Below are 19,134 nucleotides of genomic sequence, written 5' to 3'. Positions count from 1 at the left end.
TTATTGATTTGTCCCGCCTGCTGCCTGCTGCTGGTATTGCAGTTGATACAGGGAGTAATACATACCCCGGGCAGCTAAAAGCTCCTGATGTGTGCCGCTTTCATGGACTCTTCCCTTGTGCAGCACGATTATTTTGTCGGCGTGCTGGATGGTTGACAGCCTGTGGGCTATTATAATGGTAGTCCTGTTTTCCGTAAGCTTGGTCAGGGCATCCTGAATCAGCATTTCGGTTTCGGTATCAATGCTGGAGGTTGCTTCATCCAGCACCAGAATAGCAGGATCAAAGGCCAGCGCCCGGGCAAAGGCAAGCAGTTGTCTCTGTCCCGAGGAAAAAGTGGAACCCCGTTCCATGACCTCCTCCTCATAGCCGTTTGGAAGCCTGCTGATAAAGCCGTCGGCGTTAACATGCCGGGTCACGCTTTGCAGCTTTTCATCTGTAATGCCTTCCTCGTTCAGCCGGATGTTGTCCTTCAGCTTACCGCTGAAAAGGAAAACGTCCTGGAGTACCACACCTATTGCTTTTCTCAGAGAAGCCTTTTGAATATCTTTTATACTTACGCCGTTGATAAGAATATCTCCCCGCTGAATTTCGTAGAACCTGCTCAGCAGGTTGATGACGGAAGTCTTTCCTGCACCGGTATGTCCCACTATGGCTACGGTGCCGCCTGCCGGAACCTTGAAGCTCACATCCTTTAAAACCCAGTTTTCGCCGTTGTAGGCAAACCAGACATTTTTAAATTCTATATCACCGGAAGCGGTTTTCTCGTCCAGCAGCAGGTTGCCGGCATCTTCTTCGGCAGGAGTGTCAAGAATCATGAAAATCCTTTCGGAGGCAGCCATGGAGGACTGCAGGATATTGTATTTCTCCGCAAGGTCATTTATGGGCTGAAACAAAAGAGCTATATAATTTACAAGGGCATAAAGCACTCCGAATTCCAGTGAATTATCCATAACCTTTCCTCCGCCGAACCAGATGAGCAGGGAAATAGCCAGTGAAGAAACCATTTCAATCAAAGGCCTGAACAAGCCAAAGGTAACAACTTCACGCATGGACGCCTTATAATACTCCCTGCCGATTTTGTGGAAGCTCTCAAAGTTGGGCTTTTCCTTATTGAACAACTGGATCACCCGCATGCCGGAAATATTTTCTGAGATAGCCGAGTTTACCTTTGCTATTGCGGTACGTACATTCCGGTATACCTTTCTGATTTTAATACGGAAAATTACGGTGAGCACCAGCACGGCCGGCATAACTGCCAGGGTAATAAGCGTAAGCGTGGTATTCAGCCTGAACATGATTACCAGCGTACCCGCCAGAATGGAAAAATCCTTCAGCAGGGTAATAAGTACATTGGTATACATGTCGTTCAGCGTTTCGGTATCATTGGTTATCCGGGTTACAAGCCTGCCCACCGGGTTCTTGTCATAGAAGGACAAGGGCAGCTTTTGCAGGTGGGTAAAGACAAGCTGCCGTATATTATATATGATATACTGGCCTGCATAGCTTAATACGTATATCTGCAGCAGGTTGAACACAAAGCCGGCGGCTATGAGCAGTACGAAATACAGCCCCAGCCTGTTCAAGGCTGCTATATTGCTTTTCTTTATATATTCGTCTATAGCCGTACCCATGAGATACGGTCTGGCCAGGTCAACAAGTGTGGCTGCAAAGAGAAATAACACAGAAAGCAGGAACAGATGCCAGTATTTCCGCGCAAATTTCAAAAGGCGGGCCATAAGCCGCGAATCATAAACTTTTTCGGTGACTTCATCTTCCTGCATCATATTGCTTTCATCAGACATAATCAATATTCCTCCAACTGGTTAATAAGCAATTGCTTGTTGTAAAGCTCCCGGTAAAAGCCGGTCTGTGACAGCAGCTCCTCATGGGTGCCTCTCTGTGAAATGCTTCCGTCCTCAAGTACTATAATCTCATCGGCATCCTTGACGGCAGATATCCTGTGGGACACTATTACGCTGGTCCTCTGCCGCATGATTGACTTCAAATCCCTGAGAATTTCCTCCTCAGTGTGGGCATCCACCGCAGAAAGACAGTCATCCAGCAGAAGTATATCCGGAGACCCTATTATTGCGCGGGCAATGGCGACACGCTGTTTCTGGCCTCCGGAAAGTGTTACACCCCTTTCACCCAATACGGTAGAAAACTTGCCGGGAAATTCATTTATGCTGTCCAGTATTCTGGCCGTATTTGCAGCAGCTTCAATATCCCGGGAGCTGTTTTCTCTGAAGAAATCTATATTTTCACTTATGGTGTCTGAAAACAGAAAAGTGTCTTGGGGTACGCTTCCTATACGGCTTCTGAGAACATGCAGGGGTATCTTTTCTATATCGGTGCCGTCGATAAAAAGAGTTCCCGGGGGAGACTTTAAGAGCCTTGGGATAAGATTGACAAGGGTTGTTTTTCCGCTGCCGGTACGGCCTATTATTCCCAGTGTCCTGCCGGCCTGCAGCTTTAAACTTATATCTTTTAAAACAGGCTTGTCTGTGCCCGGATAAGTGAAGGTCAGATTTTTAAATTCAAGGGTTCCGTTGATACCGGCTGTGTCAGCAGTATCTTCATCGTATATCTCAGGAGTTTCGTCAAGAATGGTATTTATACGTTCCAGGGAAACCAGGCCCCTCTGGAACATGTTTGCCACCCAGCCGATAGCCGTGATGGGCCAGATAAGCATGCCCAGATAGCTGTTGAAGGCCACGAAGCCGCCAAGTGTCACAGACCCCTGTATTACCAGTATGCCACCCAGCCAAAGGGCTATGACAAATGAAAGGGCGGATATTGACATAACCGTGGGAAACATCATGCTCATAAGCCGGACATACTTAAGATTTGCTTCTCGGTTGACGGCATTGATCCGCTCAAACCGTTCTATTTCTTTCTTCTCCTGGGCAAAAGCCTTAATTACCCGTATGCCTGAAAAATTTTCCCTGGCAGCTTCAGTCAGGTTTGAAAAGGCCTCCTGCTGTTTTTGAACGCTGGATTGCATGATTTTCATGAAGAAAACCACTGCTATTCCTAAAAGCAGCAAGGGGAGGAAGCAGGCCAGGGTAAGCTTCCAGCCTCCGGTGAACAGCATCATTATAAGTGCCACAATGGGTATTAAAAAGCTGTCAATAACGAAAATAACACCTTGACCTGAAGCCATGGTTACATTGCCCATGTCATTTGTGGCATGAGCCATCAAATCTCCGGTTTTATGAGTGTTGAAGTAGTTGCTGGAAAGCTTTTGCAAATGGGCATAAAAACGGTTCCTGAGTGAAAGCTCAATAGACCTGGATACACTCATAAGGGTATACCGGAATAAGAACCTTAATGCTGCCACTCCCACAGCAATAAGTGTTATTATAACGGCATATTCAGCCAGTTTTTCCTTTGTCAGTGTATGGTTTTCAAGCAGGTCGGTAACATTCCCAAGAATCTTGGGCAATACCAACTGCAGAATATCTACGCAAAGTAAAAATACTATTCCTATGGCGTAGCGGAATTTGTTCCTTGATAAGAGATCTCTGATGTGGCGCAGTTTGTCCATAGCTTTATTATTCCCCTTGTCAGCCGTATACATATATGGTACTCAGTATATTTTCAATGAATTCATTATATCAAAAAAATGTGGCAATGGCTTAAAGATTTTTCTATTATATAACAGTTTATTTACATTCAAATTACAATACTGGGAAATTATTGACCGGGACATGCTATATATTGTAAAATTCATAAGAACCCTGAAAAGGGGAGCAAATATTATTCACCGATAAAACGGGAAGTACAAATTTACGAAAGGAGGGTCTGGCAATGTATTGTATCAATATGTATTCTATTGACCTTTGTACGCAAAAAATAAACAAGGCAGATACACAGGGAAATCAATGTTTTAATGGTAACCTGCACTGGTTTGATCCTCATTTGAATAAATGCTGCGGAAAGGAACTCCCCTTATGATTTTAAGGTGAATCCTGGAATATTGACATTTACAAGCGAGAGTGATTAATCCGGTGATATGGATTTAATCACTTTTTTATTGTCTTTGAAGATATAAAAATATGCGCGTGTACACCGCGCAAGAAAAAGTGGTTTTGTTATTTAAGAAAGCTGGTGGAAAAATGAAATTTTTTAATTCGGTACAAAAGAACATGAGTTTTGCAGATGTGGTAGCAAGTATAAGATATTTTATAAAAATGAATCCTGACTGCAAATACAGGCTGGCTGTGGGAACCGATTCACAGACAAAGGGTAAGTTTACCTGTTTTGCAACCGGAATATATATTCACAGGGAGGGCAGCGGTGCCTGGGGCTGCATATCCAAAAGAATTCAGAACAGAAGGTATATAAGCCTGAGAGAGAAGATTTCAAAGGAGACGCAGTTGACGTACGAATTTGCAAATATGCTTAATACGGAGCTGATGTCCTCTCTTTACGACTTCGTGGCCAGATATGAAAACTTCGACTGCAGGCTGGAGGCCCATATTGACGTTGGGACAAAGGGAGAAACCCGGAGACTTATAAGGGAAATGGTGGGTTACTTCGAGGGAATGGGCATAGATACCAAAATAAAGCCCGAGGCTTTTGTAGCAAGCAGCTATGCCAACAGGCACAGCAGGGATGTAAGGGTTAGCTGACCCGGCAGTCCTTGAATAAAGTTTTATATAATTATTAAAAAATGCAAAACATAACGGGAAGAACCATTATAATAATCGGAGAAAAAAATGCTGGATGTTTGTTTACTGGGAACCGGGGGAATGATGCCGCTTCCTGACCGGTGGCTGACCTCATTATTAATGCGTTGCAAGGGCAGAATGCTGCTGGTGGATTGCGGAGAGGCCGGACAAATACCTGTCAGGCTTTGCGGCTGGGGTTTTAAGGCAATTGATGCCGTGCTGTTCACCCATTACCATGCGGATCATGTGGCAGGGCTTCCTGGTTTGCTTTTGACACTGGGAAACTCGGGCAGAGAAGAACCGCTGATACTTATGGGTCCTCCCGGAATAAGGATGGTTGTGGAGGGTCTGATGGTAATAGCTCCGCGGCTTCCCTATGACCTGAAACTTCTGGAACTGCCGGTAAATCAAGTTTCAGAAGTTCAATTGGATGATGTATATATAAGAAGTATTCCTGTTGAACATTGGATGCCCTGCCTGGCCTACAGCTTTGAAATACGCAGACAGGGCAGGTTTGACAGTACAAGGGCGGAGGAGCTGGGGATACCTGTGAACTTCTGGGGCCTGCTTCAGAGGGGAGAGGAAATCCGGCTGGGAGACAGGCTTATCAGCCCTGAAATGGTTATGGGAAAGCCGAGAAAAGGTATAAAGGTATGCTATTGTACCGATACGCGGCCTGTGGAAAGTCTGGTGGACTTCATTAAAGGTTCGGAGCTTTTCATATGTGAAGGAATGTACGGTCATAATCACGAGCTTGAAAAAGCTGTGGAAAAGAAGCATATGTTATTTTCAGAAGCTGCGCTGCTTGCACGGTACGGGGAGGTGGGAGAGCTGTGGCTGACCCATTTCAGTCCGTCTTTGGAAAGGCCCCGGGAATTTGAAGCTTCGGTCCGGGACATATTTAAAAATACTGTTGTGGGCAGCGATCTGATGAAAAAGAATATAAAATTCAAGGAATGAAATATTGTGTTAAAGGCCCGGATGACTTGACTGCATCCGGGCCTTTGAATTTTACGGGCAATTCCGGCAGGCATAGAAAGCAACCCATAAAACGGTTAAATTAACCTGTAGTGCTGATTAAAAATGTGGTAACAGCCAGAAAACACAACTCACTCCCGGACGGGCTTCAAATAAATGCTTGTATATAACGCTTTGGCGAAAAGCTTTTAATCATACTGCGTATTTTTTTAAAGCCGCCCTCCCGGGACTTGCAAACTTGTCGCTTAAAGACTTTATTAACCAGCACTACAGTTTAAATTTAAAAACGGGTAAATTTAAATGCGATATAATAGGAAGTAAATCGTATATTGTATAAAAGTATGCAACAGGCCGGGGGTGAATGCTTGGAAGCTGATATATTTGCCATGCTGTACAGGGACTACTATAAAATAATATACCGCTATTTATACAGCTTGACCTTCAACAGGCAAAAGGCTGAGGACCTGACCCAGGATGTGTTTGTCAAGGCCATGTGCCTTATGGACTTTCCCGATGCCCGCATTAAGTCCTGGCTGCTGACCGTAGCTCATAACCTCCATGTGGATTACATAAGGAAAAACAGCAGGGTAAAGCTCACGGAGGACGAAATACTTTCCCCGCAAGCCTCCCGGGACATACAGGACGAGGTGGAGGACAGGGCCCGGCTGTCAAAGGTTATTTCAAAGTTAAGGCTGCTTCCGGAAAACCAGCGTCAGGCTGTTGTATTGTGTCTTATAAATGAACTGAGCTACCAGGAGGCTGCCGTAATAATGGGGGTATCGGTTTCTGCGGTTACAAATCTTATATACCGGGCAAGGAAAACATTAAGAGAGAAGGGGAGGCTGTAAAATGACCGAGGATTTCAAAGAAAAGCTGGATTTATACAAAAAGGGAGAACTCAGTAATGAGGAAGCAGAGAAGGTAGAATGCGAACTGGACAGGTTTACTGCAATGAGTGAGTATCTCCGACAGGAGGAGAAGCTTTTTGAAGCTGAACTGAAGGCCGGGCTGGACAGCGGAGTACCTTCTGAAAAGCTGACGGGCAAAAGGATAAACAGAAGAATGGTTGCAAGAATTGCCAGGGTCACGGTTATTACCTTGCTGGCCTGTATTGTAATCGTTCCCTTGCTTTATCTTTCGCTTATGTCTGTTCTGGGCAGCGTCTTTAGAATAGATGAAGACAGGTTTGCTCAGGAGCAGCATTTTGCAAGTGATTTCATTCATATGGCTTTTCCTGATAAGGCAGTGATCGGCGGTAGAAACAGTACCCAATTTTACAAGCAGGATTTTTCCTGCGAGCTGACAAAAGGTATCAGCAGAGAAGCAGGCAGGCTGGAGCTTTCGGTAAGCTACTCCTTCGGAAGGCTTAAAAAGCCCAGGGTTTCTTTGGAGGAAAAGCTCAGCTACTATAACAGGGACTTGTTTTATGCTGTAAACAAGGACACTTATTTTAATCCAACGGAATGGAGTCTGCTGGAGAAGGCGCCGTCCGGCACCAATGCGCAGATATTTGTTACCTACAGGCATAAATTGACACCCGGAGAGGCAAAGGCTGCTCTGGGTGCTCAATACTTCCTGCCTTCCGGGGGATTTACCGTGGATATGCTGGCAGACACCGGCTCAACCCTGGCACTGGCAAATTACAATCCGTCTTATTATTATATTATTAATAACGGCAACAGCTCCAAAATGGATGATACCGATTTTATTAACAGCTTTGATTCCTACGATGATGAAACACACAAAGAGGTTATGCTGTATGGTCTTGAAAAGATAAAGGAGAATGAGCACCTTGCTTCATATATATCCGAGTACTACACCAATGGCGGACGGCAGGCCCTGGGCGACACCGGAAAAATGCTTGAATATGTGAAAAATAACGGAGTACTGTACATTGGGGCTGTTATTTCGGGAGATGCAAAGGAACTTCTGAAATTAAAGGAGAACCCTGAAATATATTCCTGCAGGGTGGATGAGATAACAGTCTGGTAGCAGCATACCCCCTGAATGCTGTCTCTGGTAATGGGTGACTTATGAAAAAAGTGATATAATTTTATAAAAAACGGGGTTTGGCATCAGGAGTGACCAAGCCGGAGAGGTCAGTATGAAATTAACTGTTTTGGTGGACAATAACACAACCATTGACAAGAATTATTTTGGAGAACCCGGTCTGTCCTATTATATAGAAGAGGAAGGTAAAAGGCTTCTTTTTGATGTGGGCTATTCGGACATTTTTTTAAGAAATGCCTCCAAGATGGGGATAGATTTGAAGAAAACCGACTATCTGGTACTTTCCCACGGGCACCTGGATCACACCTGGGGAATGGTCAACCTTTTTGGAATATTGGATTATTACAGCGGGGCAGACTCTTTAAGGCCCACCTTGCTTGCCCATCCCGGTTCACTGGTTACCAAGATTGATAAGGGAGAGCAGATAGGCTTTATTTATTCCCGGCAGATGGTGGAAAGCGCCTTTAACCTGAATTTAACCAAAAAAACCGTATGGATTACCGAAAAGCTGGTTTTTCTGGGGGAGATAGAAAGGACAAACGATTTTGAAAATACTGAACCCATAGGTATCACCCTCGACAATGGAGTGGAGGTACCTGATTATATCATGGACGATACCGCTCTGGCGTATAAAACCCGGGAGGGCATCGTGGTAATAACTGGTTGTTCCCACTCCGGAATATGCAATATAGTGGAATATGCAAAAAAGGTTTGCGGAGATGACAGGGTAGTGGACATTATAGGGGGATTTCATCTTTTAAAGCCTTCTGAAGTACGGTTGGAGAAAACCCTGGCCTATATGAAAAAGCTGGCTCCAAAGGAAGTTCATACCTGCCACTGTACCGATCTGGCCTCTAAAATTTCCCTGGCAGGGGTGGTAAATTTGAAGGAGGTTGGAGTGGGTGAAATATTTTCATATTAAAGTTAAATTTGAAGGTTTTAATTTCAAAAATTGCAAATTAATAAATATTCACAAAAATTAATTTGCAAAATTTAAATTTTTCTACAAAATGGATTTACTCGGGAAATAGGCTTGTTTATTTGGGTTTCAGCACAAAAAAAATATAAAAGTTTGGGTTTAAAATCAAAAAACCATGAAAAATTCCAAATAAATACTTTTAAAATTTGCATGTTTTATGTTAGAATTGATGTATAAAAAATATATAAATAGAATTAAGGGTGTGAAATATGCAAAAATATGGTTTACCAAACAAGCAGGGGCTTTACGACCCGGCATTAGAACATGATGCATGTGGAATGGGGTTTGTCGTAAACATAAAAGGAGAAAAATCCCATGATATCGTTGCTGACGCGTTAACCGTACTGGAAAACTTGAATCACAGAGGAGCCAGCGGAGCAGACGAAAATACAGGTGACGGAGCCGGGATACTGGTACAGATTCCCCATGACTTTTTCAAAAGAGAATGTGAAGTATTAGGCTTCCAACTGCCTGAAAAAGGCAATTACGGCGTAGGTATGATATTTGCTCACAAATATGAGGATTTCAGAAAAACGCAGATTGAAGCTTTTGAAAAGATCGTTCAGGAGGAAGGCCAGAAGATACTTGGCTGGAGAGAAGTGCCTATTGATGTGACTACAATAGGAGTCAGTGCGAAATCTGTTATGCCGAGATTCATCCAGGTTTTCATTGAAAAATCACCAAGTATTTCAAGTGAGATGGAATTTGAAAGAAAGCTTTACACTATCAGGAAAAGATCCGAAAAAGTAATCGGACCCATGTGCGAAGACAAGGGAAGTATTTTCTATATAGCAAGCCTGTCTTCAAAAACTATCGTTTATAAAGGCATGCTTACTGCCGAACAATTGAGGAATTTTTATCTGGATCTGTCCGACCTGGATTTTGTTTCAGCTCTGGCAATGGTTCACTCAAGATTCAGTACAAATACCTTCCCGAGCTGGGAAAGAGCACATCCTAACAGATATCTTGTACACAACGGTGAAATAAACACTATCAGAGGTAATGTCAACTGGATGAAGGCACGTCAGAAATGTATGGACTCAAAGCTTTTTGACGACATCAACAAGGTATATCCCATTGTTGATGAAACAGGCAGCGACTCATCCATGTTTGATAACAGCCTCGAATTTATGTATCTTACCGGAAAGCCACTTCCCCAGGCCATTCTGATGATGATTCCCGAACCCTGGGAAAAAAATGACCTTATGTCAAAAACCAAAAAGGATTTCTATGAGTTTCAGAACTTCATAATGGAACCCTGGGACGGTCCTGCCGCCATGGCTTTTACAGACGGTGACGTAATCGGCGGTATGCTTGACAGAAACGGTCTTCGTCCCTCAAGATACTATGTTACAAAGGACGACAAGGTTGTACTTGCGTCTGAAGTAGGTGTAGTCGACATAAAGCCTGAAAATGTAAAATACAAGGGTAGACTTGAACCGGGAAGAATGCTTCTCATAGATACAAAGGCCAAGAGAATCATTTCCGATGAAGAAATAAAGGAAAGCGTCTCAAAGATGCATCCATACGGTGATTGGGTCAAGAAACATGTTTTCAGCCTGAATGACATGCCTGTTGAAAAATCGAAGGAAGAAAAGGTCGGAGAAGATCTTCTGCAGCAGCAGAAAGCTTTCGGGTATACTTATGAAGATGTAAACAAGTATGTTTTGCCTATGGCTGTTTCAGGCGCCGATCCTGTGGGTGCCATGGGTATGGACACTCCTTTGGCCGTACTGTCTGAAAAACCGCAAATGCTGTATATGTATTTCAAGCAGTTGTTTGCCCAGGTAACAAATCCTCCTATAGACGGAATAAGAGAGGAAATTGTCACCTCAAGCAGTATTTTGCTTGGAACGGCAGGTAATCTGCTTGATCCCGACCAGGAAAAGACAGCGAGTATTTTTCTTGACCACCCTGTTTTGACAAACGATCAGCTTAATACTTTAAAAAACTTAAATAATAAACATTTCAGAGCTACAACCATATCGACGCTTTATAAGGTGGCAGAAGGACCGAAGGCCATGGAAAAAGCATTGGTAAGAATATTTAAGGAAGCTGACAAAGCTATAAATGAAGGTGCAAACATACTGATTCTCTCCGACCGCGGAGTGGACAGGGAGTATGCTGCAGTTCCTGCACTGCTGGCTTCGTCAGGACTCCACCATCACCTCATTAGAAGAGAAATAAGAACAAGTGTGGGTATTGTGCTTGAGTCGGGAGAACCAAGAGAAGTTCACCACTTCTGTACGCTTATCGGCTACGGAGTAACTGCCATAAATCCATACCTTTCCTACGAAACCATCAGAGATTTGTCCGAAAAGGGCCTGTTGGGCTCACTGTCCTATGAGGAGGCCAAGAAGAACTTTATAAAGGGTACTGTAAAAGGTGTTCTTAAGGTTCTCACAAAGATGGGTATATCCACCATACGAAGCTATCACGGCGCTCAGATATTTGAAGCCGTAGGTCTTAGAAAGGACCTTATAGACAAGTATTTCACACTGACTCCTTCCAGACTTGAAGGTATCGGCATTGAAGAAATAGCCATGGAAAACCAGATGAGACACGAAAGTGCCTATGTGGAATCTCCGTACAGAGATACTCTTGAAGTGGGAGGAACTTTCCAGTCCAAGGATGACGGAGAAGTACACATGTATAATCCCGAAACCATATACATGCTTCAAAAAGCGTGTCGTGAAGGGGATTACCAGTTATTTAAGAAATATTCCAAAAAGATAAATGACGAAGAAATTATTACTCTCAGAAGTATACTTGAGTTCAACTATAACATTGGGGACACCATTCCTGTGGAAGATGTGGAATCTGTTGATTCCATCGTCAGGAGGTTCAAGACCGGAGCCATGTCTTACGGTTCTATAAGCAAAGAAGCCCATGAATGTCTGGCAATAGCCATGAACAGACTGGGTGGAAAGAGCAACACCGGTGAAGGAGGAGAAAATCCGGAGAGATTTAAGGTGCTGGCAAACGGAGACTCCAAGAAGAGTGCCATCAAGCAGGTTGCCTCAGGACGTTTCGGTGTTACCAGCAATTATCTTGCAAATGCAGTGGAAATACAGATAAAGATGGCTCAGGGTGCAAAGCCGGGTGAAGGCGGACAATTGCCGGGACGTAAGGTTTACCCTGAAATAGCCAAGGTCAGGCATTCAACTCCGGGCGTGGACCTGATTTCACCGCCTCCTCACCACGATATTTATTCAATTGAGGATTTGGCTGAGCTTATCCATGACCTGAAAAATGCCAACAATAAAGCAAGGATCAATGTAAAGCTCGTTTCCGAGGTAGGCGTCGGTACAATAGCAGCAGGTGTTGCAAAGGGCAAGGCGGATGTAATCCTTATCAGCGGGTATGACGGAGGCACGGGTGCTTCTCCGTGGACAAGCATAAAAAATGCCGGTCTGCCGTGGGAACTGGGGCTTGCGGAAACCCATCAGACCCTGGTGCTTAACAAGCTGAGAGACAGAGTAGTTCTGGAAACTGACGGTAAGCTGCTTTCGGGTAAGGATGTAGTTATTGCTGCATTACTCGGCGCAGAAGAATTCGGTTTTGCTACAACTCCTCTTATTGTACTTGGCTGTGTGATGATGAGGGTTTGTAACCTGAACACCTGTCCTGTAGGTATAGCTACTCAGAATGAGCAACTGAGAAAGAACTTCACAGGGAAGCCGGAATATGTTGAAAATTTTATGAGGTTTATAGCTCAGGAAATGCGTGAAATAATGGCCAAGCTGGGCTTCAGAAGCATAAATGAGATGGTTGGGCGTACAGACAGACTTAAAGCCAAGGACAATGTGAAGCATTGGAAGGCTGCGCACCTTGATTTGTCGGCAATACTTTACCAGCCTTATGCCGGTGCAGATGTGGGCAGATACAACATGCAGGAGCAGAACCACATGATGGATAAGTCGCTGGGCATCAAAAAGCTTCTCAGAATGTGCAAGCCTGCTCTGGACGAAAAGAAGTCAATCAGGGCAAAGCTCAAAATCGAGAATGTTGACAGGGTCGTAGGTACCGTAGTAGGAAGTGAAATATCCAAGAGATACGGTGAGGACGGTCTTCCTGAAGATACCATCAAGCTCAATTTTGTAGGTTCGGCAGGACAGAGCTTCGGAGCTTTCATACCGAAGGGTATGACGCTTGAATTGGAAGGTGATTCCAATGACTACATCGGAAAAGGTCTTTCCGGCGGGAAAATCATTGTTTATCCTCCGAAGTCTTCAGACTTTGAACCTGAAAATAATATACTCATCGGCAATGTTGCCTTCTATGGCGCAACTGAAGGTGAAGCCTATATCAATGGTATAGCAGGTGAGAGATTCTGTGTCAGAAATAGTGGCATAAAGGCGGTTGTTGAAGGTGTAGGCGACCATGGCTGTGAGTATATGACAGGCGGAAGAGTTGTAATACTTGGCAGAATCGGAAGAAACTTTGCAGCCGGTATGTCTGGAGGTATTGCATATGTTCTGGACTTTGACGAGGCTTACTGCAACAAGTCCATGGTATTGCTTGAAAGCATAGCCAATGAAGCCGAGCTTAACAATATTAAAGAAATGATTGAAAATCACATTGAATATACAGGCAGTCCTTTAGGTAAAAAAGTTCTTGCTGACTGGAAGAACTATTCGCAGAGATTTACCAAGGTAATACCAAAGGATTACAAGAAAATGCTTGAGAACATTGAAAGTGCCCACCAGAAGGGATTAGTGGGAGACGAGGCATTGATGGCGGCATTTGAAGAAAGCTTGAAAAATTAGTGAAAGGCTGAATAATAATGTGGACCCGGCCCGGGCATTTCAGGTATAGTAATGCTGAAATGCCTGGAATAGGCACATTAAAGAAATTAAGGTGTGAATGCGAGGAATAAATGCGTGCCTTACATGCCATGTTACACCCTCGCATAGGCAAAGCTCGCTTTGCGTGTTTTGTTGGAATAGTATAGGAGGATATAATGGGAAAAGCTACTGGATTTTTAGAATATGAAAGAATTGACCCGGAAAAAAGAGCTCCAGAGGAAAGAATCGGAGACTGGGATGAGATTCGTATTGAACGCGACCCCGAGGTGATAAAGACTCAGGCCGCCAGGTGTATGAACTGCGGAATTCCTTTCTGCCACGGAGGAGTGCTTTTGAACGGAATGGCTGCCGGATGTCCTGTTCACAACCTGATTCCAGAGTGGAATGACTTGATATACAAGGGACAATGGAAGGAAGCTTATAAGAGGCTTATCAGAACCAACCCCTTTCCGGAATTTACCGGAAGGGTATGCCCTGCCCCCTGTGAGGGATCATGTACAGAAGGCTACAATATGGAGTCTGTGACCATACATGAAATCGAATATGAGATTATTGAAAGAGCCTTCGCCGAAGGCTGGGTGGAAGCAAGAAAAAGCCAGCCAACCGGTAAAAAGGTAGCTGTGGTGGGTGCCGGGCCTTCAGGCTTGTCTGCTGCGTATTACCTGAACTATGTGGGACATGACGTAACGGTATATGAGAGAAGTGACAGACCGGGCGGGCTTCTGATGTATGGTATTCCCAATGTAAAGATAGACAAGGGAATTGTTGAAAGAAGGATAGAACTTCTGAAGGAATCGGGAATCAAGTTTGTATTGAATACCGAAATCGGCAAGGACATCAGCGCTCAGGAACTTGTGGACAGCAACGATGCGGTGGTGCTTTGCGGAGGTGCTACAAAAGCCAGGGGGCTCAATGTTCCGGGCAGTGACCTGAAGGGGATTTACTATGCGGTGGATTTCCTGAAGGCAAACACAAAGAGCCTGTTGGATTCAAAGCATCAGGACGGAAATTATATAAGTGCGAAGGACAAGAATGTCATAATCATTGGCGGGGGAGATACCGGAACAGACTGTGTGGCAACATCCCTAAGGCATGGCTGCAAGAGCGTATACCAGTTTGAGATAATGCCGGAGCCTCCAAAGGAGAGAGAACCCAGGTCAAATCCATGGCCCGAATGGCCCAAAAAGCTGAAGGTGGACTATGGACAGCAGGAAGCTATAGCAATAGCAGGCAAGGACCCGAGAAACTACCTCATTAATACTACAAAGATAGTTGGTAATGATAAGGGTGAGGTTACAGAGGTTCATACCGTTGAGGTTGTATGGAGCAAGGATGCTCAGGGAAGGTTTGGACCGCAGCCGGTACCCGGCAGTGAAAAGGTCTGGAAAGCTGATCTGATACTTCTTGCAATGGGCTTCCTGGGACCGGAAGATACCTTGCCCAATGAACTGGGACTGGAAAGAGACCCAAGAAGCAATATAAAGGCTGAGCTGGAAGAGCACCAGACCAATATTGACAAGGTATTTGCCGCAGGAGACATGAGAAGAGGCCAGAGCCTGGTGGTATGGGCCATTCAGGAAGGAAAGCTGGCAGCAAGGGAAGTGGACAAGTTCCTTATGGGCAAATCAACCATAAGAAGCTAAGACACTCAGAAGAAAAGCAAGTATACGCAAACTTATAAAGACCTGCCAACTTAAGGCAATAATAAAAAGTAATAAATAAAACACCACTGATAGACCGACAGTATTTGCTGTCGGTCTAAATTTTATGAAGAGGAGATATTAATTACATTTATTTATTGGTTTGCAATTGCAGACGAAATAATTATGTAAACAAATGTAAATAAATACCTGAAAAAACATTTGTGGAAATTAAAACAATAATTGACAAATAATACTACAGATTATATGATTTATAGCGGATAAGAAGTATTCGTATCCGAAGCTTATAGATTATAAGCTGATTTTTTCCGGGGACCATGCTCGAAGTAAACACGTGTTTACTTATAGATATTCAGTTTTGGGAATGATATTTGTTTTTCTTTCTTGCTTGAGCCAGTGCTCCCAATAAAAAATAATATCGTTGATTGAAATTCAAAGGAGGATCTTTAAATGTACAGAAACATTAAAAACAAGGTTCTGGCAATTATAATCGTTGTTGCCATGATGATGTCAATCTTACCCACAACAGTCTCCGCAGCAGAAGCAGATTATTCTCACCTGCTTGTAACTGCTGCCGAAAGGCCATCGGAGGGAGGAGCGTTGCAGATACTTGATAAAAGTGGTGTCAAAACGCTTTGTGATGAAACAGGGAAGCCCATACAGCTTCGCGGTATGAGTACCCATGGGCTCCAGTGGTTCCCGCAGATAGTCAATGACAATGCATTTGCAGCGCTCTCAAACGATTGGGGCTGCAATGTTATCCGCCTTGCCATGTATGTGGGTGAAAGCGGATATGCTTCGGATCCTGTTACCATTAAGCAGAGGGTTATTGATGGAATTGATCTGGCTATAAAAAATAATATGTATGTTATAGTTGACTGGCATGTGCATCAGCCCGGAGATCCCAATGCTGAAGTATATGCCGGGGCAATGGATTTCTTCAGGGATATTTCAGGAAAGTACCCTAATAATCCTCATATTATCTATGAATTATGTAACGAACCCAGTTCCAACAGTCCCGGTGTTACAAATAACGCAGAAGGCTGGGATAAGGTAAAGTCCTATGCGGAGCCTATAATTGAAATGCTGCGCACAGCCGGAAATGAAAATCTTATAATAGTCGGGAATCCAAACTGGAGCCAGCGCCCTGATCTGGCGGCAGATGACCCCATTTCCGATGATAATACAATCTATGCGGTGCATTTTTATACCGGAACACACCAGCCTGCCGCTGACAGTTCGGACAGGTCCAATGTCATGAGCAATGTCAGATATGCACTTGATCACGGCGTGGCTGTTTTTGCTTCCGAATGGGGAACCAGTGAGGCCAGCGGAAATAATGGTCCGTTTCTTGATAAAGCCGACGTATGGATTGATTTTTTAAATGAAAACAACATAAGCTGGTGCAATTGGTCGCTGACAAACAAGAATGAGACCTCAGGTGCGTTTATTCCCTTTGAGCTGGGAAAAACGAACGGTACCAGCCTTGACCCAGGTAATGACCAGCTCTGGGATATAAAAGAACTCAGTGTTTCAGGTGAGTACGCCCGTGCACGTATAAAGGGAATCTCATATGTACCGGTAGACCGTACCGTAAGAGCAGACTTTACAACGAATATCTGGGATTTTAATGACGGCACCGCTCAGGGGTTTGGCGTCAATGGCGACAGCCCTGCTAACACAGTAACCGCAGTAACCGTTTCAAATGAAAATAATTCCTTAAAAATAGATGGCATCAGTGCCAGCACCGACTTATCGGAAGGAAACTATTGGGCGAATGTGCGCCTTTCCGCGGATGGGACCAGTGCCCGCCCCGATATTTTTGGAGCAGATAAGCTGACCATGGATGTTATTGTCAATACTTCTCCAGCTTCTGTGGCAATAGCTGCAATACCACAAAGTTCAAAACACGGCTGGGCAAATCCTACACGTGCTATTACCGTCACTCCCGGTGCTTTTGAACTCCAGGCTGATAATACCTACAAAGCGGTATTGACAATAACAAGAGCCGATTCTCCAAACTTTGAAGCAATAGCTGCCGACAGTACTGACAGTATACTTACAAATATTATTTTATTTGTGGGAGCAGTTACAGACTCAAGTTCAATTTATCTGGATAACATTTCGGTGTCCGGTAACCGGGCTGTGGTTGAAACACCGGTTGTTCATGATGCTTTAGGTACACGAAAGCTGCCGTCGGATTTTGAAGATTCCACCCGTCAGGGCTGGAATTGGGATGCGGGCTCCGGTGTTAAGTCGGCACTGACTATTAAGCAGGCAAACGGCTCAAAGGCTATTTCCTGGGAAGCTACATATCCGGATGTCAAACCTGTGGACGGTTGGGCATCTGCACCGCGTATCATGCTGGGAGGAATCAATGCAACACGTGGCGATAACAAGTACCTTGCTTTTGATTTTTATCTCAAGCCGGTACGTGCAAGCACGGGAACCATTGCGATAAATCTGGCCTTTGCACCTCCAAGCCTTGGCTATTGGGCACAGGCAGCTAATAATTACGAAATTCCGCTAACATCACTTGGAGGGTTGCAAAAAACAGCCGATGGATTATATCATTTCCAGGTAAAATTTGATATGGATAAGATCAATGATGGAAAAGTGATTGCAGCAAATACACTTCTACGGGATATAACCATTGTTGCAGCCGATGTGGAAAGTGATTTTGCCGGAACCATGTATATGGATAATGTGCGGTTTGAAAAGGAAACCAGCAGTGAAGACCAGGGTGCCGGAGATAATGGTAGCAGCGGAAATTCCGGCAGCAGTACTTCAGGTGATCCTGCACAGGTAGTGAATAAGGACGGGAGTGTAACCGTGCAACAAAAAATAACTGCTGAAAACGGGACAGCGAAAGCCGTTGCTACCAGTGATATCCTGAACAGGGCGCTTACTGCTGCAGTTAAGGACGAGGCGGGAAATAAGAAGGTTACCCTGGAGATTCCTGAGGTGACAGGAGCGACCTCATATGTACAGCAGCTTCCTGCAGCAGCACTTACATCAGGTACAGCCATCGGCAGGATTGATATTAAAACAAAATTAGGAACCGTAACTATCCCCGGGGATGCACTGGCGAATGTAGAACTGAACAATGCCGCCAATGTGGATTTAAGCATTTCCAATGCAGATAAATCAAAGCTCAGCAAGTCACTTCAGGATCTGATAGGCAACAAACCTGTTGTTGATATCAATCTGAAGGCCAATGGAACAGTTATTTCATGGAATAACCCGGCTGCACCGGTTTCAGTTTCTGTTCCGTACACTCCTACGGAGGATGAATTGGCTAGTCCGGATTATATAGTAATCTGGTATATAGATCAAAACGGGGAAGTCAAAGCTGTTCCCAGCGCAAAATACGATGCAGGGACAAAATCTGTAGTATTTACAACTACTCATTTTAGTCAATATGCGGTTGCATATTCTAAAAAGACATTTACTGATATAGAAAAGTATCCTGACATAGTTGAAGCTGTACAGGTCCTTGCATCCAAGGGAATAATACAAGGTACCTCGGATGAGCTTTTCAGTCCTGAAAAGAGCATATCAAGAGGGGAGTATGTAAGGTGGCTCATTAATACTTTGGGCTTGACCGCAAAATACGAGGCCAACTTCCTTGACGTTAATGAGAATGCCGATTACTATGAGGCATTGGGTATGGCCAAGGCTCTGGGACTTGTGAGCGGCATAGGCAACAACAAATTTAATCCTGAAAAGTCTATTACCAGACAGGACTTGATGACAATTACCGTAAAGGCTTTGATGCTGGTAAATAAAGATATGGCGTTGGGTACAGACGAAGACATCAGAAAATTTGAAGATGCATCCCAGGTAGCGGCGTATGCTGCCGGAAGTGTTGCAACTGCGGTAAAAGCCGGTTTAATCAGCAATGAAGGTAAGGGGAAATTAAATCCAAAAGCGGCTTTTGGCAGGTCGGAAGCAGCACAAATCCTTTATAAGCTTTACAAATTTGCTTTTTAATAAATAATAGCAAGTACTGAAACACATAACC

At 44.2% G+C, this 19,134-nt stretch carries 10 protein-coding genes; 8 read left to right on the top strand and 2 right to left on the bottom strand.

Annotation, left to right across the window (positions count from 1 at the left end; genetic code table 11):
• Positions 1-1,803, bottom strand: a complete 1,803-nt coding sequence (locus CLHUN_RS05830) for an ABC transporter ATP-binding protein (protein WP_080063642.1) — start codon at positions 1,801-1,803, stop codon at positions 1-3.
• Between the two features lie 2 nt (positions 1,804-1,805).
• Entirely contained in the window at positions 1,806-3,548 is a 1,743-nt protein-coding gene (locus CLHUN_RS05825; protein WP_080063641.1) for an ABC transporter ATP-binding protein, read from the bottom strand.
• 571 nt (positions 3,549-4,119) lie between these two features.
• Here CLHUN_RS05825 and CLHUN_RS05815 point away from each other — a divergent pair.
• The 8 genes from CLHUN_RS05815 (at position 4,120) to CLHUN_RS05780 (ending at position 19,103) form a co-directional block, all read left to right on the top strand.
• Positions 4,120-4,635, top strand: a complete 516-nt coding sequence (locus tag CLHUN_RS05815; protein WP_080063639.1) for a ribonuclease H-like YkuK family protein — start codon at positions 4,120-4,122, stop codon at positions 4,633-4,635.
• Positions 4,636-4,722: 87 nt separating this feature from the next.
• Positions 4,723-5,634 carry a ribonuclease Z gene (locus CLHUN_RS05810; protein ID WP_080063638.1) on the top strand — a complete coding sequence of 304 codons (912 nt, stop codon included), beginning with the start codon at positions 4,723-4,725 and terminating at the stop codon, positions 5,632-5,634.
• A gap of 383 nt (positions 5,635-6,017) precedes the next feature.
• Positions 6,018-6,500, top strand: a complete 483-nt coding sequence (locus tag CLHUN_RS05805; protein WP_165755675.1) for an RNA polymerase sigma factor — start codon at positions 6,018-6,020, stop codon at positions 6,498-6,500.
• Between the two features lies 1 nt (position 6,501).
• On the top strand, positions 6,502-7,644 hold the full coding sequence (locus CLHUN_RS05800; RefSeq protein ID WP_080063636.1) for an anti sigma factor C-terminal domain-containing protein: 1,143 nt from the start codon (positions 6,502-6,504) through the stop codon (positions 7,642-7,644).
• A gap of 112 nt (positions 7,645-7,756) precedes the next feature.
• Positions 7,757-8,584: an MBL fold metallo-hydrolase gene (locus tag CLHUN_RS05795; RefSeq protein WP_080063635.1), complete on the top strand. Its 828-nt coding sequence runs from the start codon at positions 7,757-7,759 to the stop codon at positions 8,582-8,584.
• 266 nt (positions 8,585-8,850) lie between these two features.
• The gene (gltB, locus tag CLHUN_RS05790) at positions 8,851-13,410 is read left to right on the top strand and encodes a glutamate synthase large subunit (protein WP_080063634.1); all 4,560 of its coding nucleotides are present in this window, start codon (positions 8,851-8,853) and stop codon (positions 13,408-13,410) included.
• A 194-nt stretch (positions 13,411-13,604) separates the two neighbouring features.
• Positions 13,605-15,092, top strand: a complete 1,488-nt coding sequence (locus CLHUN_RS05785) for a glutamate synthase subunit beta (protein ID WP_080063633.1) — start codon at positions 13,605-13,607, stop codon at positions 15,090-15,092.
• A gap of 468 nt (positions 15,093-15,560) precedes the next feature.
• The gene (locus tag CLHUN_RS05780) at positions 15,561-19,103 is read left to right on the top strand and encodes a carbohydrate-binding domain-containing protein (protein ID WP_080063632.1); all 3,543 of its coding nucleotides are present in this window, start codon (positions 15,561-15,563) and stop codon (positions 19,101-19,103) included.
• The last annotated feature ends 31 nt before the right edge of the window (positions 19,104-19,134 follow it).

Source organism: Ruminiclostridium hungatei, from assembly GCF_002051585.1.
In the GTDB taxonomy this organism is placed as follows: Bacteria; Bacillota; Clostridia; order Acetivibrionales; family DSM-1351; genus Ruminiclostridium; species Ruminiclostridium hungatei.
The sequence above is the reverse complement of the archived record's forward strand: the minus strand, read 5'-3'. Positions and strand labels throughout refer to the sequence as shown.